Origin of the sequence: Sagittula sp. S175 (assembly GCF_049800975.1) — a bacterium.
Classification (GTDB): domain Bacteria; phylum Pseudomonadota; class Alphaproteobacteria; order Rhodobacterales; family Rhodobacteraceae; genus Sagittula.
In genome coordinates this window covers 22906-41557 of the sequence record NZ_JBNAGB010000008.1, presented here as the reverse complement: position 1 = coordinate 41557, position 18652 = coordinate 22906, and the positions used below count along the sequence as shown (strand labels likewise).

Annotated in this window: 18 protein-coding genes; 11 read left to right on the top strand and 7 right to left on the bottom strand. The window is 64.9% G+C overall.

All coding sequences use genetic code 11. The annotated features are described in order from the left end of the window. Positions 1-44: 44 nt before the first annotated feature. The 9 genes from ACP16H_RS11895 to ACP16H_RS11855 all read left to right on the top strand — a co-directional run bounded on the left by ACP16H_RS11895 (position 45) and on the right by ACP16H_RS11855 (position 9155). Entirely contained in the window at positions 45-779 is a 735-nt protein-coding gene (locus ACP16H_RS11895; protein WP_425072515.1) for a transporter substrate-binding domain-containing protein, read from the top strand. 130 nt (positions 780-909) lie between these two features. After that, entirely contained in the window at positions 910-1713 is an 804-nt protein-coding gene (locus ACP16H_RS11890) for an ABC transporter permease (RefSeq protein ID WP_425072514.1), read from the top strand. Further along, positions 1710-2516, top strand: a complete 807-nt coding sequence (locus ACP16H_RS11885; RefSeq protein WP_425072513.1) for an ABC transporter permease — start codon at positions 1710-1712, stop codon at positions 2514-2516. The genes ACP16H_RS11890 and ACP16H_RS11885 overlap by 4 nt, the downstream gene beginning before the upstream one ends. 96 nt (positions 2517-2612) lie before the next feature. Beyond that, the gene (locus ACP16H_RS11880; protein ID WP_425072512.1) at positions 2613-2834 is read left to right on the top strand and encodes a hypothetical protein; all 222 of its coding nucleotides are present in this window, start codon (positions 2613-2615) and stop codon (positions 2832-2834) included. A gap of 72 nt (positions 2835-2906) precedes the next feature. After that, the gene (locus ACP16H_RS11875; RefSeq protein WP_425072511.1) at positions 2907-4253 is read left to right on the top strand and encodes a glutamine synthetase family protein; all 1347 of its coding nucleotides are present in this window, start codon (positions 2907-2909) and stop codon (positions 4251-4253) included. 75 nt (positions 4254-4328) lie between these two features. Then, the gene (locus tag ACP16H_RS11870; protein ID WP_425072510.1) at positions 4329-5024 is read left to right on the top strand and encodes a type 1 glutamine amidotransferase; all 696 of its coding nucleotides are present in this window, start codon (positions 4329-4331) and stop codon (positions 5022-5024) included. Next, on the top strand, positions 5021-6379 hold the full coding sequence (locus tag ACP16H_RS11865; RefSeq protein WP_425072509.1) for a glutamine synthetase family protein: 1359 nt from the start codon (positions 5021-5023) through the stop codon (positions 6377-6379). The genes ACP16H_RS11870 and ACP16H_RS11865 overlap by 4 nt, the downstream gene beginning before the upstream one ends. A gap of 128 nt (positions 6380-6507) precedes the next feature. After that, complete coding sequence (locus ACP16H_RS11860; protein WP_425072508.1) at positions 6508-7809, top strand: NAD(P)/FAD-dependent oxidoreductase; 1302 nt, start codon at positions 6508-6510, stop codon at positions 7807-7809. A 140-nt stretch (positions 7810-7949) separates the two neighbouring features. Then, positions 7950-9155: a DegT/DnrJ/EryC1/StrS family aminotransferase gene (locus ACP16H_RS11855; RefSeq protein WP_425072507.1), complete on the top strand. Its 1206-nt coding sequence runs from the start codon at positions 7950-7952 to the stop codon at positions 9153-9155. A gap of 67 nt (positions 9156-9222) precedes the next feature. Here ACP16H_RS11855 and phaR read toward each other — a convergent pair whose 3' ends face one another. Next, positions 9223-9768, bottom strand: coding sequence for a polyhydroxyalkanoate synthesis repressor PhaR (phaR, locus tag ACP16H_RS11850; protein WP_425072506.1), 546 nt, complete (start codon positions 9766-9768; stop codon positions 9223-9225). Between the two features lie 135 nt (positions 9769-9903). Continuing rightward, on the bottom strand, positions 9904-11427 hold the full coding sequence (xseA, locus tag ACP16H_RS11845; RefSeq protein ID WP_425072505.1) for an exodeoxyribonuclease VII large subunit: 1524 nt from the start codon (positions 11425-11427) through the stop codon (positions 9904-9906). A 144-nt stretch (positions 11428-11571) separates the two neighbouring features. Here xseA and purD point away from each other — a divergent pair, with 144 nt between their 5' ends. Beyond that, positions 11572-12834, top strand: a complete 1263-nt coding sequence (gene purD / locus ACP16H_RS11840; RefSeq protein ID WP_425072504.1) for a phosphoribosylamine--glycine ligase — start codon at positions 11572-11574, stop codon at positions 12832-12834. A gap of 89 nt (positions 12835-12923) precedes the next feature. On the opposite strand, the gene ACP16H_RS11835 is transcribed toward purD, so the two are convergent. From ACP16H_RS11835 to mgtE, 3 genes are all read right to left on the bottom strand, one after another. After that, positions 12924-13445, bottom strand: coding sequence for a DUF2799 domain-containing protein (locus ACP16H_RS11835; RefSeq protein ID WP_425072503.1), 522 nt, complete (start codon positions 13443-13445; stop codon positions 12924-12926). Positions 13446-13510: 65 nt separating this feature from the next. Continuing rightward, the gene (locus ACP16H_RS11830) at positions 13511-14071 is read right to left on the bottom strand and encodes a 5-formyltetrahydrofolate cyclo-ligase (protein WP_425072502.1); all 561 of its coding nucleotides are present in this window, start codon (positions 14069-14071) and stop codon (positions 13511-13513) included. After that, complete coding sequence (mgtE, locus tag ACP16H_RS11825) at positions 14068-15459, bottom strand: magnesium transporter (RefSeq protein WP_425072501.1); 1392 nt, start codon at positions 15457-15459, stop codon at positions 14068-14070. The genes ACP16H_RS11830 and mgtE overlap by 4 nt, the downstream gene beginning before the upstream one ends. A 112-nt stretch (positions 15460-15571) precedes the next feature. On the opposite strand from mgtE, the gene guaD reads away from it, so the two are divergent. Next, positions 15572-16858 (top strand): guanine deaminase, encoded by a 1287-nt coding sequence (guaD, locus tag ACP16H_RS11820; RefSeq protein WP_425072500.1) that lies wholly within the window; start codon positions 15572-15574, stop codon positions 16856-16858. Positions 16859-16870: 12 nt separating this feature from the next. Here the strand turns inward: guaD and ACP16H_RS11815 are convergent, their stop codons facing one another. Beyond that, positions 16871-17263, bottom strand: coding sequence for a CAP domain-containing protein (locus tag ACP16H_RS11815; protein ID WP_425072499.1), 393 nt, complete (start codon positions 17261-17263; stop codon positions 16871-16873). A 60-nt stretch (positions 17264-17323) separates the two neighbouring features. Further along, on the bottom strand, positions 17324-18652 hold the full coding sequence (locus ACP16H_RS11810; protein WP_425072498.1) for an 8-oxoguanine deaminase: 1329 nt from the start codon (positions 18650-18652) through the stop codon (positions 17324-17326).

Here is an 18652-nt window from a genome sequence, read left to right as displayed (position 1 = left end):
CGCCCGACCCGGGCCACCTGGCCCAAACCCAAGGGAGCAATGACATGAAAAACATTCTGATCGGAACCGCCGCGCTGGCGATGATGGCCGGTGCCGCCATGGCCGAGAGCCACTCGGTCGTCCGTCTGGGCACCGAGGGCGCCTACCCTCCGTACAACTTCATCAACGACGCAGGCGAGGTCGACGGCTTTGAACGTGTTCTGGGCGACGAGCTGTGCAAGCGCGCCGAGCTGACCTGCGAGTGGGTCACCAACGACTGGGATTCGATCATTCCGAACCTGGTGTCGGGCAACTACGACGCCATCATCGCGGGCATGTCCATCACGCCCGAGCGTGACGAAGTCGTTGATTTCACCCAGAACTACACCCCGCCGTCGCCCTCTGCCTTTGCCGCCATGTCGGCGGACGTTGACCTTGCGGGCGGCGTGATCGCGGCGCAGACCGGCACCATTCAGGCGGCCCATGTCACCACCATGGAAGGCGCGACGCTGCTGGAATTCCCGACGCCGGATGAAACCGTCGCAGCGGTCAAGAGCGGCGAGGCCGACGCGGTCCTCTCGGACAAGGACTACCTGATCCCCGTGGTCGAGGAATCGGCGGGCGAGATCGTATTCGTCGGCGACGACGTGCCGCTGGGCGGCGGCATCGGCATGGCCTTCCGTGAAAGCGACCCCGAGCTGCGCGGCAAGTTCGACGCCGCCATCCAGTCCATGAAGGACGACGGCACCCTGAACGCGCTGATCGTCGAGCATCTCGGCGCGGACAGCCCGAAGTTCTGAGTCAAACACTCTGCGCCCCGGCTAAACGCCGGGGTGCCCCCACCGGAGAACGACCATTCTCAGCTGCGCCGATCCTTCGACCCTCTCGGGTCTCAGCTGGCTTTTGTGCTACCTCACCACGGGCAAGCACATGGCGTTCTATACTTCCTTCGGCACCGTCCTGCTGCTGCTGGCCATCACCGCCCCTGTCGCCCTGGGATTCGGTTTTTCCGCCGCCATGGCGGCGCGGTCGCGCATCCTGCCGCTGTCATGGCTGGGGCGCGGCTACATCGCCATCGTCCGCGGCGTGCCGGACATCGCGTTCTTCCTCTTTTTCGTCATCGCGCTGGACCAGTTCTTTGAATGGATCCGGCACGAGGTGAAATGCCCCGACTGGGATCAGCCGATCCGGCAGGGCAATGACTTCGTCGTCTGTGCGGCCGCGAAACTGCCGCTGGGCAATGCCGCGCAATGGGTACACGAGGTCTATGGCTTCAGCCTCGCCGTCATCACCTTTGCCATCGTCTTTGGCGCCTTTGCCGCGAACGTCCTGTACGGCGCGATGAAGGCCGTGCCGCACGCACAACTGGAAACCGCCGAGGCCTACGGCATGAGCCCCCGCCAGACCTTCTGGCGCATCCTCGTGCCGCAGATGTGGGTCTACGCCCTGCCCGGCCTGTCGAACCTGTGGATGGTGCTTATCAAGGCCACGCCGCTGCTGTTCCTGCTCGGGGTCGAGGACATAGTCTACTGGGCGCGCGAACTGGGCGGGTCCAAGACCGCGCGCTTTACCGACTATCCGCACGGCGACTGGCGCATGTGGTACTTCCTTGCCCTGCTGGTGTTCTACCTCGCATTCACATGGGTGTCGGAGAAGGTGCTGAACCGCCTCATGGCACGACTGACGCGCGGGCAGGCCACCATGGGTGGCGAAGCGCAAAGGAAGGCGACATGAGCTGCTGGGACACCGTCCAGATGTACGCCCTGCGCTCCGTTGGCATTGGCGAGCGGTTGCTGCCGCGCGATGATTTCACCCTGTGCCAGCAGGTCACCCTGATCGGGTCGGGCATGATCTGGAACGTCTACTTTGGCGTGCTTGCGCTGACCTTCGGGTTTTTCCTAGCCACCGCCGTGGCGCTCGGAAAGGCCTCGCCCTCCCGCTGGCTGCGCAAGCCCGCCGAGTGGTTCATCTTCATCTTCCGCGGCTCGCCGCTTTTCATCCAGTTCTTCTTTGCCTATTTCGCCTTTCTCTCGCTGAAATCCGTGTCGCCAGTGTTCGATAGCCTGTCGGCGGCCTGGCTCGGCGCGCTGATCGTGCTGTTCCTGAACACCGCCGCCTATTCCGGAGAGATCTTCCACGGCGCACTTCTGTCGGTCCCCAAGGGCGACATGGAGGCTGCGGACGCCTACGGCTTCTCCGGCTGGCCGCGCTTTCGCAAGATCACTTGGCCCACCATGCTGCGCCTCGCCTGGCCCGCCTACACCAACGAGGCGATCTTTCTCTTTCACGCCACGACGCTGGTGTATTTCTCGGGCTTTCCGGCACGCCAGCAGCAGGGCGACGCGCTGTATTACGCCAATTACTTCGCCGACAAGACCTTCAACCCCTTCGTGCCCTACCCGATCCTCGCGGGATATTTCATCCTCGTGACGCTGTGCATCATCGGGGTTTTCGGCGTGGTGAACAAACGGCTGAACCGGCATTTGCCGCAGGCCAACCGATCCAGATTGCGCCTGCGCCCCAACCTTCTGCGCTGAGGGACCCGCGCCCGCAGCACCGGCATGTGAAAACCCACATATTGCACGAAGACGTCATGTTGGTAACTTTACCCTACGGCAGACATGCCGCCAACGATGCTGACTTTCTGGTTTACGATTATGATGTTACTGACCGTGGTCCTGTTTTTCGCGGCCAGGCTGGGCCTCATCGCCGCAACATATCAAAGCCTCGCATCCACGAGCGTCTCCCGGGCGCTCACCAAGCCGCGGCGGCGGCAGATCCTGTTGATCCTGATCGGCGCCGTGATGTTTCCGCTGGATATTTTGGCAGCCGCCATTCTAACGGTGATGAACTGAGCGCACGGGCCTTGCCAAACCCGCCGGAACCTCGTTATCTGAATTTGATCAAAAAAAGATAACGAGGCCAACATGCCCGCCCCCAGCGCCGAATGGCTGCATGAGCACCCCCACATCCGTACCATCCGCGCCGCTGCCTGTGACCTGAACGGCGTCGCCCGTGGCAAACGGATGCCCATCCCCTCCGCGATCAAGCTTCTGTCGGACGGAACCCGTTTCCCCTATTCGGCCCTCTCGGTCGACATCTGGGGCGAGGACATCGACAACAGCCCGCTGGTGTTCGAAAGTGGCGACCGCGATGCAACGCTGTTCCCGACCGAACGCGGCTTTGTTCCAATGCCATGGCTCGACGCGCCATCGGCCCTCATCCCGCTATGGATGTACCACGAGGACGGGCGGCCCTATGACGGCGACCCGCGCCACGCACTGAACTACGTGCTGCAACGCTACGAGGCACGCGGGCTGACCCCGGTCTGCGCGGTCGAGCTGGAATTCTACCTCATCGACGATTCCGGTCGGTCGCTGCGCGTGCCGGTCTCGCCACGATCGGGCAAGCGGCGCGACATGGCCGAGGTCCTGTCGATCCGCGCGCTGGACGCCTTCGACAGCTTCTTTACCGACCTCTACGATCACTGCGAGGCGATGGACATTCCCGCCGACACAATGATCTCCGAGGCGGGGCTGGGCCAGTTCGAGGTCAACCTCCTGCATCAGGATGACGCCCTGAAGGCCGCCGACGATGCCTGGCTGTTCAAGCAACTGGTCAAGGGTCTGGCCCGCAAGCACGGCTTTGCCGCCTCCTTCATGGCCAAGCCCTACGAGGACTACGCCGGTTCCGGGATGCACGCGCACTTCAGCGTGCTCGACCGCGACGGGCAGAACGTCTTCGACAACGGCGGTCCCGAAGGCACGACCCTGCTGCACCACGCCATCGCGGGCTGCATGAAGTCGCTCTACGATTCGACGCTGATCTACGCGCCGCACCTCAACAGCTACGAACGCTTCGTGCCCGGCGCCCATGCCCCCGGTGCGATCTGCTGGGCGCACGAGAACCGCACCGTGGCGATCCGCGTGCCCTCGGGCAGCCCTGCGGCGCGGCGCATCGAACACCGGCTGTCGGGCGGCGACGTGAACCCCTACCTCGCGCTGGCGGCCATCCTCGGCGCGGCCCTCGTTGGCATCGAGGACGGCGAGATGCCGCCCCCCGCCATCACCGGCAACGCCTATGCACAGGACCTGCCGACGATTCCGCGCGACTGGGACACAGCCATCGACGCCTTCGAGAAGTCGACCGTCATGCCACGCATCTTCCCGCGCGAGATGATCCGCAACCTCGTGATGATGAAGCGGCAGGAAAGCCGCGACATGGAGGATCTGACGGAAAGCGAACGGGTCGATATCTACCTCGACACCGTGTAACAAGGGGCACACAAACGCCCCCTTGCGGCCCTTCGGGGCCGCACCTACCTTTGGCCCGAACGCTTCGGAAACCCCATGAAAATCGGCATCCTGCAAACCGGCCCCGTTCCCGCTGACCTGGTAGACCAGTTCGGCGAATACCCGGATTTCTTCGTCCGCCTGCTGTCCCCGCATGGCTTCGACTTCCAAAGCTGGTCGGTGGTGGACGGCGTCTTTCCCGATTCTGTTGAGGACGCCGACGGCTGGCTCATCACCGGCTCGCGGCACGGCGTCTACGAGGATCACCCCTGGATGCAGCCACTCATGCAGTTCATCCGCGACATCTATGCCGCGGGCCGTCCCTTGGTCGGCGTCTGCTTTGGCCATCAGGCCATCGCGCAGGCGCTTGGCGGCCATGTCGAGAAATTCGCGGGCGGCTGGTCCATCGGACCCAAGGTCTACCACTTCGACGGCCCCGGCCTGACTGGCGACAAGGTGATCCACGCCTATCACCAGGATCAGGTCATCACGCCCCCCGAGGGCGCTCAGACCATCGCGCATAACGATTTCTGCGCCCACGCGGCGCTGTACTACCCCGGACACGCGCTCAGCGTGCAACCCCACCCCGAGTTCGGCGACGCCTATACGCGTGCCCTGATCGAGACCCGTGGCCCCGGTGTCGTCCCCGACGACCGGCTGGCAGAGGCCTCGGCCAAGCTCGGCACCCCACTCGACAGCGGAGACGTGGCCGCGCTGTTCGCGCGCTTCTTCCGCGAGAGGAGCATCTCATGACCGATTTCATGCAACAAATCCCCGAGGCCGCGCAGGCCTACCTGTCCCAGCGCCGTCTGGACGAGGTGGAATGTATCATCCCCGACCTCCCCGGCATCGCGCGCGGCAAGGCGGTTCCCGCGTCGAAATTCGCCAAGCAGTCTTATTTTCATCTGCCGGACTCGATCTTCTACCAGACGATCACCGGCGAATGGGGCGAAGCGGCGGGAGAAGACGGCTTCATCGAGCGCGACATGATCCTGAAGCCCGATCTGTCCACCGCCACCGCTGCGCCTTGGACGGGGGACTGGACGCTTCAGGTCATCCACGACGCCTATGACCGCCACGGCGAACCGATCCCCTACAGCCCGCGCAACGTGCTGCGCCGCGTCGTGCAACTGTACCGCGACCGCGGCTGGCAGCCCGTTGTGGCCCCGGAAATGGAATTCTTCCTCGTCGGGCGCAACACCGACCCCGCGCAGGACATCAAGCCGATGATGGGTCGCTCCGGCCGCCCCGCCGCAGCGCGTCAGGCCTATTCCATGACCGCCGTGGACGAATTCGGCCCGGTGATCGACGACATCTACGACTTTGCCGAGGCGCAGGGCTTCGAAATCGACGGCATCACGCAGGAAGGCGGCGCCGGTCAGCTCGAGATCAACCTCCGCCACGGCTCGCCGGTGCGGCTGGCGGACGAGGTCTTCTATTTCAAACGCCTGATCCGCGAGGCGGCGCTGCGCCACGACTGCTTTGCCACCTTCATGGCCAAGCCCATCGCAGACGAACCCGGCTCTGCCATGCACATCCACCACTCGGTTCTGGATGCAAAGACCGGCAAGAACCTGTTCTCTGGCCCGGATGGCGAGGAAACCCCGGCCTTCCGCCATTTCATCGGCGGTTTGCAGCGGCACATGCCTGCGGCCATCGCCGTCATGGCGCCCTACGTGAACAGTTATCGCCGTTACGTGAAGGACCACGCCGCCCCCATCAACTTGGAATGGGGCCGCGACAACCGCACCACGGGCATCCGCGTGCCGCTGGCATCAAGCGAAAGCCGCCGGATCGAAAACCGCGTGGCGGGCATGGATTGCAATCCTTACCTCGGGATCGCGGCATCGCTCGCCTGCGGCTACCTCGGGTTGGTTGCCGGGCTGGAACCTTCCGAGGAATTCAAGGGCGATGCCTACGAAGGCGACGGCGACTTCCCGCAGGTGCTGGGCTCGGCGCTGGACCTTTTCGAGGAAGCCCATGAATTGCACCAGGTTCTGGGCGAGGACTTCTGCCGCGTCTACAAGATCGTGAAGCGGGCGGAATACGAGGAGTTCCTCCAGGTGATCTCGCCCTGGGAGCGCGAGCACCTGCTGCTCAACGTCTGAGCGGCCTGACCCATCGGCGCGCGCGATGCGCGCCCTCTCACTTCCGGGGGCTTCGCCCCCAGACCCCCGTTGGGGCGCTGCCCCAAACCCCGCGGTATTTTCATCAAGATGAAGGAGCACGTGACGCCTTGAACCTGCTGTTTTCCAATGATCGCCGTGGTGAATACCCTTCCAGCTGGTATGCTGAGACCGCGCCGGGTCTGGCCCCGTTTCCGTCTGTACAGGGAAGCATAAAGGCGGACGTCGTTGTCGTCGGCGGTGGCTACACCGGGCTGTCCGCTGCGCTGCATCTGGCGGAGGCCGGCGTCGACGTGGCTTTGGTCGAGGCACATCGCGTGGGCTTCGGGGCCTCGGGACGCAATGGCGGGCAGCTTGGGTCCGGTCAGCGGCAGGACCAATTGACGCTTGAGGGGATGGTCGGAGAAGACCGTGCACGCGCTCTTTGGGATCTGGGCGAGGACGCCAAGGCGCTGGTGAAATCGCTTTGCGCGAAGCACGCCATCGACTGCGATCTGCGACCCGGCGTGGCATGTGCCGCCACCTCTCAGGGATCGGCGGACTGGATGCACCGGTTTGCGGGCCATTTGGGGGATCGTTATAGCTACGAAATCGAGGCCCTTGGGCGGGAGGCGTTTCAGACGCTCTGCCCATCGGCAGCCTATGTCGGGGGCATTCTCGACATGGGGGCAGCCCATCTTCATCCTCTGAAACTCGCGCAGGGACTGGCACGGGCGGCCTCTGTAGCGGGCGCCCGGATTTTCGAAAACTCGGTCGTTTCCCGCGTTGAAGAAGGTGCAAAAGTGACGGTCGTCACGGAAACAGGGCAGATCAATGCAGATCACCTGATCCTTGCCACCGGCGGATACCTTGGCAGCCTGAACACTGAGGTAGCGGCGAAGGTCATGCCGATCAACAATTTCATCGTCGCGACAGAGCCGCTCGGGGAGGACGCCGCCCGCGTGCTGACACGCGATGTGGCCGTTGCCGACGACCTTTTCGTTGTGAACTACTTCCGCCTGTCCGCCGACAAGCGTCTGCTTTTTGGCGGTGGTGAATCCTACGGCTACCGTTTCCCCAGGGACATCCGCGCCACGGTGCGCAAACCCCTGTCCCAGATCTTCCCGCATCTTGCGGACGCCCCGCTGACCCACGCATGGGGCGGCACCCTCGCCATCACCATGAAGCGCCTGCCGCACCTGGCGCGCCTGTCGCCGAACGTCTTGTCCGCCTCGGGATATTCCGGGCACGGCGTCGGGAATGCGGTGCAGGCGGGCCAGTTGCTTGCCGAAGCTGTCCGCGGCCAGTCCGCAGGATTCGATCTCTTCGCCGGATTGCCGACACCCACCTTTCCCGGCGGCGCGGCCCTGCGCTCGCCTTTGCTGGTGCTGGCCATGACATGGTTCGCCATGCGCGACCGGCTGGGCCTCTGACCGCGCGCTGATCGCCGTCTTTTCATGTTTCGCCCCAGCCACAGGGGCCGGCATGCATCGCCTGCGACGTATTTCGCATTTGCCTTGCTCAACAGCTTATTTTACATTTTCGGAAACGGACCTTAAGGATTTTGAAAACCATGCTCCCCAACATGCATGACGCAGAACCGATCCCCGCAGCGGCCCGCGCCGAGATCGACCGCCTGCTGCAAACCGGCGACCTGTTCCGTTACACCGCCCCCGAGGACGCGCCCGTCGCGCTGCTGGAGCGTGAATTCGCCGCCGAGATGGGTGTGAAATACGCGCTCGCCGTCTCCTCATGCTCCGCTGCGTTGTTTCTGTCGCTGAAGGCGCTTGGTCTGCCGCGCGATGCTCGCGTCATGATCCCGGGGTTCACCTTTGCCGCCGTGCCGTCCTCGATCGTTCATGCCGACCTCGTGCCGGTCCTGTGCGAATGCGGGCCAAATTACCGTATCGATCTCAAGGACTTCGAGGCCAAGCTCGACACCGTTTCGGCGGTCATCGTCAGCCACATGCGCGGCCATACTTCCGATATGGACGCCATCATGGCGCTCTGCGACACACGGGGGATTCCCGTGATCGAGGACGCCGCGCACAGCCTTGGCACCACGTGGAATGGTCGCAAAATCGGCACTTTGGGCAAGATCGGCTGCTTCTCATTCCAGTCCTACAAACTGCTCAACGCGGGCGAAGGCGGCATCCTCATCACCGATGACGCCGACATCGTGGCGCGCGCGGTGATCCTGTCCGGCGCCTATGAACACATGTGGCGCAAGCACCTGCGCCCCGGCGACAACGGCGCCGAGCTCGAACAGGCCTTCCAACGCTGGCAGAACAAGCTTCCGCTCTACAATCTGCGCATGTCGAACCTCTCCGCTGCGGTGATCCGTCCTCAAATACCCGAAATCGCGCGTCGTGTGACCGATGGGCGCCGCAACCATGACCACGTCGCAGCGCAGATCAACGCCTCTCCCTGGATCTGGGTGCCCGAGAAACTGGCCCCCGAGGAACGCGCACCGGATTCGCTGCAGTTCAACCTCGATGGCATGGACGAGGCGCAGGTCCGCGCCTTCGTCGATATCGCGGAGCAGGCGGGTGTAAAGGTGCAGGTCTTCGGCCTGACCACCGACAACGCCCGCGCCTACTGGAACTGGCAGTTCCTGCCAGAGATGCCCGACCTTCCCCAAACGCGCGCCATGCTCATGTGTGCCTGCGACACGCGCCTGCCCGCGCGCCTGACGCTGGCCGAATGCGACGCCGTGGCGGCGGTGCTCATCCAGTCTGCCGAGGCGGTAATGGGCGAACATCGCGCCTACGGCACCTGACCCCCAAACACGCAAAGGGCGCGCCGCGAGGCACGCCCTTCATACATCGAATGCCTGTTTTCAGGCCTTATTTTCCCATCTTGGACAGCTTGGACTGCAAATCCGCCAGCTGTTTCTTGATATCGTCAAGGTCCTCGCCCCCCGACTTCGGCTCCGGCGCAGGCCCGGTGGACCCCAGCGGCGCACCGCCGGTCATCGCCTTCAGGAACGCTTCCTGCTGCGCCTGCATCGCCTCTAAGCCCTTCGCCATTGACGGGTTCATGTTGCCCATGTTCTCCATCCACTTCGTCTGCCCCTCGCGAAACATCTCGAAGGTCTGCGCCAGAAAGGCCGGAACCGTGCTGGTCGCCTGCGTCGTGTAACTCCGCACAAGATCGGTCAAGACATTGATCGGAAGGACAGATTCACCCTTGCTCTCATGCTCCGCCACGATTTGCAGGAGGTACTGCCGCGTCAGGTCGTCGCCCGATTTCAGATCGACGATCTGAACGTCGCGCCCATCGCGGATGAACCCCGCGATGTCTTCCAACGTCACGTAGTCGGAAGTCTCGGTATTATACAGCCGTCGGCTGGCGTAACGCTTGATCAGCAACGGTTTTTCCTTGTCGGCCACAGGCTCCCCTCCCTGGCAGATGCAGCTATTGCAGCAAAGCCTATGCGAGCGCAGAACAAAAAGAAAGCCTCTCATTTCATGAGGGGCTTTCCTCTAGGTCATTCTGTTTTCTGGCGAATTCCGAACCGTCCGGGTTCAGAACAGGCTCCCCTGCTCCGGAGGCGGCGTTTTCGCCTTTGCCTTTGCAGCAGGTTTTTCCGGTTTGGCGGGCGTGACCGGGCCGCCACCACCAACGGCCATGACGCCATCCGCGAACTCTATTTCCAGCGACGTCGCACTTTGCGCCGCCCCGGCGGTCGTCACGACCTGCCCGTCCCCGCGCACCACGGCGTAGCCACGCTTCAGCGTCGCGCGATAGCCAAGCGTCTCGTTCAGGCGCCCCAGCGCCTCGGCCCGCGTGCGCGCATCGGCCAGACGCGCGCCCTGCACGTCGCCCATACGCTTGCCCAACTGAGCAAGCCTCTCGCGCCCTTGGACAATCTCGCGCTCCACACCGCGCAAGGTCAGACGCTGCGCCCGATCCGCCAATCGTTTGCGCTCGACCTCCAGCATTCGCCGCAGGATGCCCGGCCGCAGCGAACCCGCCGTCTCCGAAAGCCGCAGCCGCTGCGCCGCCACCGCCCGGTTCAACCCGGCAGGCAGCCGGTCCCCCAGCGTGTCCAGCCGCTGCCGCGGTCCATCCAACAACGTCTCCGCGCGCGGCAAGGCCCGCCCGAGGTCGCGCAACCGCTGGCCGCGATGCTCCAGCCGCAGCCCCATGGCCCGCGCCATTCGTGCACCATAGTCCCGGTTCTGTGCCGCAAGCTCCATCCGCACCGGCACCGCCAGCTCCGCCGCGGCCGTCGGCGTCGGTGCCCGCTGGTCCGAGACAAAGTCGATCAGCGTCGTATCCGTCTCATGCCCCACAGCCGAGATCAGCGGGATCTCGGACGCCGCCGCCGCCCGCGCCACGATCTCCTCGTTGAAGCCCCACAGATCCTCGACCGACCCGCCGCCCCGTGCCACGATCAACAGGTCCGGGCGCGGCAGCGCGCCGCCCGGCGTCAGCCGATTGAACCCCTCGATCGCCCGCGCCACCTCGGGCGCGCAATTGGCGCCTTGCACCGCAACTGGCCAGATCAGCACCTTGCGCGGGAACCGGTCCCGGAGCCGATGCAGAATGTCCCGGATCACCGCGCCCGACGGCGAGGTCACAACGCCGATGATTTCGGGCAGAAACGGCAAGGGCCGCTTGCGTGACGGGTCAAACAGCCCCTCCGCCGCCAGCATCGCCTTGCGCTTTTCCAGCATGGCCATCAGCGCGCCAGCGCCCGCCGGAACCATATCCTCGATGACGATCTGGTACTTCGACTGCCCCGGGAAGGTTGTCAGCCGCCCCGTCGCGACCACCTCCATCCCCTCCTCGGGCTGCGTCGCCAGCTTCGACGCGACGCCCTTCCACATGATCCCCGCGATCACCGCGCGATCATCCTTCAGGTCAAGGTACACATGCCCGGACCGTGGCCGCGACACGCGCCCGACCTCACCACGCACCCGCACATGACCGAATCCGCCCTCGATGGCGCGCTTCACAGCGCCCGACAGTTCGGAAACCGAGAACTCCGGCGTGTTTCCCGCCTCTGCCCCGCCTTCTGACCCGTCCTCGTCAATCAAGTCCATCAGCCAAACCTTGCCCTTGCCTCGCCCTGACCTTAAAGCGTCCCTCGACGAACCGAAAGCGCCCCCTGCTTCTTCTTGGTCCAAATACCTCCGGGGGTTTGGGGGCAGCGCCCCCAATGCGCCACGCACGCAAGGAGCACGCCCATGAACATCCTCATCCTCGGCAGCGGTGGCCGCGAACACGCCCTCGCCTGGGCCGCCCTGCAAAACCCGAAATGCGACAAGCTGATCGTCGCACCCGGCAACGCCGGGATCGCGCAGATCGCCGAATGCGCCTCGCTCGACATCCTCGACGGCGGTGCCGTGGCCGAATTCGCCTCGGAAAACGCCATCGACTTCGTCGTCGTCGGCCCCGAGGCACCGCTGGCCGCCGGTGTCGCCGATCGCCTGCGCGAGGCGGGCCTCAGCGTCTTTGGCCCCTCCGCCGCCGCCGCCCGGCTGGAAGCCTCGAAATCCTTCACCAAAGAAATCTGCGACGCCTGCAACGCGCCGACCGCCGCCTATGGCCATTTCACCGATGCTGATGCCGCAAAAGCCCATATCCGTGCAGGAGCCGCCCCCGTGGTGGTCAAGGCTGATGGTCTCGCCGGCGGCAAGGGCGTCATCATCGCCGAAACCATCGACGAGGCCTGCGCCGCCGTGGATGACATGTTCGGCGGGGCCTTCGGGGGCGCCGGGGCCGAAGTCGTCATCGAGGAATTCATGACAGGTGAAGAGGCCTCCTTCTTCGTCCTCGTCGACGGCGACACCTGCCTGCCCTTGGGCACCGCGCAGGACCACAAGCGCGTCGGCGACGGCGACACCGGCCCGAACACCGGCGGCATGGGCGCCTACTCGCCCGCCCCCGTCATGACCGACGCCGTCACGCAAAAAGCGCTCGATGAAATCGTCCGCCCCTGCATGGCCGAAATGGTCAAGCGCGGCACCCCCTATCAGGGCGTCCTTTTCGTCGGCCTGATGATCGAGAACGGCCAGCCCCGCCTCGTGGAATACAACGCCCGTTTCGGCGACCCGGAATGCCAGGTCCTCATGCTGCGCCTCGGCGCGCAGGCGCTCGACCTTGTGCAGGCCTGCGCCGAGGGGCGGCTGGACCAAGCCCAGGTCAACTGGGCCGACGATCACGCCCTCACCGTAGTCCTTGCCGCCGATGGCTACCCGGGCGACTACGTGAAAGGCTCGGAAATCAAGGGGCTGGACAAGCTGCCCGAGGACAGCTTCCACGTGATGTTCCACGCGGGCACCACCGAGAAAGACGGCAAGATCACCGCCACAGGCGGTCGCGTCCTCGCCGCCACCGCACGCGGCGCAACCCTGCAAGAGGCCCGCGACCGCGCCTACTCCATGGTCGACGCCGTGGACTGGCCCGAAGGCTTCTGCCGCCGCGACATTGGTTGGCGCGCTCTCTGAGCGCGAGCCCGCCTTTGGCAGGACGGCTGGCGCGACCTCTGAGCGCTTCTCTCGAACCTGACCGATGGCGCGCTTTCAACGCGCCCCGGTCACAGCGAGGAATACGGGATGCGCTCCGCCTCCTTCATGCGGATGCGCGCTTGCAACATGTTCAAACGCAACAACAATGTCGCGCGCCGCTCGGCGCTCTTCTCGCCCGTGATCTCGCTTTCCAGGTCGCTCACGTCGCTCTCGAGATCGTCGATGTCCGAGCTCAGACGATAATACGTCCGGCCCTTGTCATGCGCCGCCTGCAAGGTCACCAGATCCGCCGCCGGACAGACCGGAGACAGCGACCGCCCGTCCCGACCTTCGCTATAGGCCCGCTGCGGCGTGCAGTAGACAGGTAAGCCCTGCTGCCGCCCCCGCTCCCACAGCGTGATATCCGGTGCCACGCCCGACTTCTCGCAGGCCTTGGCGTGCTTGGCGACGAAATCCGCCGTCCGCCCCGCCTGCCCGTCGCGCACGCCGATCTCGCGCCAGTTGCCGGACAGGCACTCCTCCTTGCTCAGGGTCGCACAGCCACCGAGCAAGGCCAGCCCGACCAAGGCGTTGATCCAGTTCGATTTCACGATCCACTCCCCTAGACTGCGCGGACGGTGCGGCATCGGCGGCCCTATCGTCAAGTGGCCGCGTCTCAGCGCTTTGGCGTGATGACTTCGTCCTCGGTGACGATCAGGTCCAGCGGCTGGTCGGTCTCTTCCAGCGGCAGATCGTCCATCTCCTGCGCGCCAAAGGCAAAGCCGATCGCCAGCGTCGGCCGTTTCGCCCTGAGCAACTCCAGGGTCCGGTCGTAGAACCCGCCGCCATAACCCAGCCGTCCACCCCCGCGCGAAAACGCCACCAGCGGCACGATCAGCAACTCAGGCTCCATCCGTTCACCAGACGCCGGAATCCATGCACCAAACGTCCCCTCGATCATCTCGCAATCGGGTTCCCAGACGGCGAACGACAAGGGTTTCCCCGCTGCCTCGATCACCGGCACGCCGACCGGCCCGTAGGCCGCCGCCTCGGCCATGGCGGCCAACGGATCGATCTCCGTCCTTATCGCCATGTAGCCGGAAACCGGGACGCCCCGGTAACCTGCCAAAACCTCGCTCAATCTGCCCGCCTGACCGGGCAATCGCGCCTCATACGCCCGTTTCCGTGCAATAAACGCCGCCTTGCGCGCAGCGGCCTTGCGTTCTTCCAATGTCATAGCAGCACCACCACGGCCAGCCCGAGAAAGGCAAAGAAACCCACCACATCCGTCACCGTCGTCACGAAGGCCCCCGAGGCCAAGGCCGGGTCCACCCCCACCTTGTCCAGCACCACGGGGATGATGATCCCCGCCAGCCCTGCAACCACGAGGTTGATGACCATCGCCGTGGCGATCACCCCGCCCAACGCCGGAGAGCCGAACCAGATGATCCCGACAATGCCCATGACCACCGCAAAGGCCACGCCGTTCACCAGTCCCACGATCCCCTCACGGCGGATGACCCGCCACAGGTTCGCCCCCGTAAGGTCCTTCGTCGCCAGCGCCCGCACGGCCACCGTCAGCGATTGCGTCCCTGCGTTCCCGCCCATCGACGCCACGATGGGCATCAACACCGCCAGCGCCACCACTGTGGCAATGGCCTCCTCGAACTGCGCGATCACCAGCGAGGCCATCACCGCCGTGACAAGGTTCACCGCCAGCCACGGGATGCGCCGCTTTACCGTGTCGACCACCTTGTCCGACAGGCGCGATTCCCCGTCCACACCGGCGAGGCGCAGGATGTCTTCCTCGTTTTCCTCGTCCAGTACGGCCATGGCGTCGTCGATGGTGATGACGCCCACCAGCCGCCCGTTCTCGTCCACCACCGGGGCCGAAATCAGGTGATACTGGTTGAAGGCATAGGCCACCTCGCCCTCGTATTCGTCCACCGGAATGGTGTGAAACGACTCCTCGGCAATGGATTTCAGCGTCACGTCCCGCCGCGACGACATGATCCGCCCCAGCGTGACATTCGCCACCGGGCGCAGTTTCGGGTCCACCAGCACGAAATGATAGAACTGCTCCGGCAGGTTCTCGGCCGAACGCATGAAGTCGATGGCCTCGCCGACGCTCCAGTGCTCGGGCGCCATGACGACCTCGCGCTGCATCAGACGACCGGCCGAGAACTCCGGATAGGTTAGCGACTGCTGCACCGCCAGACGTTCGCTCTCGGGCAGAGCCCCCAGAATCGCGCCCTGCTGTTCCTCGTCGAGATCCTCGATCAGGTCGACAACGTCGTCCGAATCCAGTTCGCGCACGGCCTCGGCCAGAACCTGCGGCGACAGGATGCCGATGACTTCCTCGCGTAGCGTCTCGTCCAGTTCCGACAGGATGTCCCCGTCGAACTCCTGACCGTAGAGGCGGATCAGCCGCATCCGGTCAAAAGTGTTCACCTGTTCCAGAAGGTCGGCGATGTCCGCCGCGTGTAGCGGCTCCATCAGCGCGATCAGCTGTTCGCGGTCCTCGCGGTCCACCGCGTAAAGGATCTGCGCTACTTCCTTGCGGTCAAGGGCATAGCCCTCGTCCCGCGCCTCGTCCTTGACGGGTGCTTCGCTGGTGTCAGCCATGTCCTGCCCTCCGCGTTTCTTGTCGGGCAATCTAGGGCATGCGACCGATGAGAAACAGGGCAGATTGTCCTTTTGCTGTCGCAGCAATACGCTGTGCGGAAAGGAGACTGAAATGACCGCAGACCTGCACCTTGGCCAGCTGGTCCTTTTTGACGGAAATCCGTTCTTTGAGGGCGAGTCCGCCGCGAAACACGTCTCTTCAGGCGCGATCCTGGTCGAAAACGGCACGATCACTGCCGTCGGAGAGGCCGCGGCACTCAAGGCCGCCCACCCCAACGCCGCGTTCCACGACCACGGGAACGCCCTCCTGCAGCCGGGCTTCGTCGACGCCCATGCGCATTATCCGCAGACCGGAATCATCGCCAGCTGGGGCAAGCGCCTGATCGACTGGCTGAACACCTACACCTTCCCGGAGGAAAGCCGTTTCCACGATCCCGTCTACGCGCGCGCCATCGCCGACCGTTACCTCGACCTGCTGCTGGCCCATGGCACGACGACCGTGTGCAGCTTCTGCACCATCCACCCGGCCTCGGTCGATGCGCTGTTCGACGCGGCCAGCGCTCGCAACATGCGCGTCTTCGCCGGCAAGACCTGCATGGACCGCAACGCCCCCGACACCCTGCGCGACACCGCGCAATCGGCCTATGACGACAGCAAGGCGCTGTTGGCGAAATGGCACGGTCAGGGCCGCGCCTCCTACGTCATCACGCCGCGCTTCTCGCCCACTTCGACACCCGCGCAACTGACCGCCCTCGGCCAGCTTTGGGCCGAGCATCCAGACTGCCTGATGCAGACCCATCTGTCTGAACAGACAGAGGAAATCGCCTGGGTCAAATCCCTGTACCCGCAGGCGCGCGACTACCTCGACACCTACGAGACGCACGGCCTTCTGGGGCAAAACGGCCTTTACGGCCACGCCATCCACCTTGAGGCGCGCGAGCGCGACCGTCTGCGCGAACATGGCGCGGGTCTGGTGCATTGCCCGACCTCGAACACCTTCATCGGCTCGGGGCTGTTCGACATGGAGGGCCTCATGGCCGAGGGCCAGACCATCGGCCTTGCCACCGACACCGGCGGCGGGTCGTCCTTTTCCATGCTCCGCAGCATGGCCGCCGCCTACGAGATCGGCCAGCTTCGAGGCCGCCCGCTACACCCGTCGGAACTGCTCTGGCTTGCCACCGAAGGCTCAGCGAACACCCTGAGGGACCAGACCATAGGTCGCCTCGCCCCCGGTTCTGCCGCCGATTTCATCGCGCTCGACCTCGCCTCCACCCCCGCCATCGCGCAGCGCAGCGCCCGCGCGGATGACATCTGGGAGGCGCTTTTTCCCACCATCATGATGGGCGACGACCGGGTGATCCGACAGACATGGGTCGCGGGCAAGCCGTTGAAACAATAAAACCAATAAGCCTCAGCAGCCGTCCTTGCCCAGCACCAGCACCCAGATATCCCCGGGCGCGCGCACCAGCCCGTAATCCGTCACCTCGGCGTTCAGCATGTTGCGCCGATGCCCCGGAGACTGCGCCCAATCCCCCAGCACCTCGGTCAGCGTCTTCTGTCCCTTGGCGATATTCTCAGCAATCGCGCAGGCGATATAGCCCTGCGAGCGCGCCCGCTGCATCACGTCGCTGCCGTCCGAGCCCTCGTGGTCAAAGAACCCGCGCCGCGCCATGTCCATCGCATGACGCTTGGCCGCCTCTTCCAGACGCGGCGAGGGCGTCACCGGCCCCAGCCCCTGCTCCGCCCGCAAGCCGTTCAGCATCTGCCGCACCGGCTGCGCCTCGGCCATGGACGACACGGCCATCACCGCCAACAAACAACCAACAAAAATCCTCAAACCAATCCCTCCGACACCCGCATCGCCTCAGGCGAGTTTTCGTGCCAATTCATTCTGCTTCAGGATAGCGGCATCAAGGTTAAAAGTCACCAAATGGCCGTCGCGCACCACCTGTCGTCCCTCGACAAGGAGGTGCCGCACGCGGGTTGGCCCTGCCAGCACCAGCGCAGCCACATCCCAGCTGCCCGCGCTCTCGACGCCCGAGACGTCCCACAGCGCGATATCCGCCCGCTTGCCCACGGCGATCTGCCCGCAATCGTGCCGCCCCAGCACCTCGGCCCCGCCGCGCGTTGCAATGCGCAGCGCCTCGCGCGCGCTCATGGCATCGGCCCCCAGCGACACCCGCTGCAACAGCATCGTCTGCCGCGCCTCGCCGATCAGGCTCGCCGCGTCATTGGACGCCGACCCATCGACGCCCAAGCCCACCTTCACCCCCGCATCGCGCATCGCCCGCACCGGCGCAATGCCCGAGCCAAGCCGACAATTCGAGCACGGGCAATGCGCCACGCCGGTGCCCGAGCGCGCAAACAGGTCGATCTCCGCCCCGTCCAGCTTCACGCAATGGGCGTGCCAGACGTCGTCGCCGGTCCAGCCCAGATCCTCGGCATATTGCCCCGGGCGACAGCCGAACTGCGCCTGGGAATAGGCAATATCCTCGTCATTCTCGGCAAGATGGGTGTGCAGCATCACGCCCTTATCTCGCGCCAGCAGCGCCGCATCACGCATCAACTCCCGGCTGACCGAGAACGGCGAACAGGGCGCCACGCCGACGCGCACCATGGCCCCTTCGGACGCATCGTGGAACGCGTCGATCACGCGGATACAGTCCTCCAGAATGGCGGCCTCCCGCTCGACCAGAGCGTCCGGCGGCAGGCCCCCGGCGCTTTCACCGATCGACATAGCCCCGCGCGTGGGATGGAACCGCAACCCCACCTCGCGCGCCGCCGCGATGGTGTCGTCCAGCCGCGCGCCGTTCGGGTACAGGTACAGGTGATCCGAGGTCAGCGAACAGCCTGACAGCGCCAGCTCCGCCAGCCCGATCTGCGCCGAGGTGAACATCTCCTCCGGCCCGAACTTCGCCCAGATGGGATACAGTGTCTTGAGCCAGCCGAACAGCAGCGCATCCTGCCCCCCCGGCACCGCGCGGGTCAGCGTCTGGTACAGGTGGTGATGCGTGTTTACAAGACCGGGTGTCACGACACAGGACGACGCCTCGATCACCTCGCCGCCGCTCAGCCCCCGCCCGATCTCGGCGATGACCCCGCCCGAGACGCGGATATCGACGCCGGCCAGTTCCGTGCCGCCATCGTCCATCGTCAAAACGCAACGCGCGTTGCGGATCAGAGTGTCGCCCAT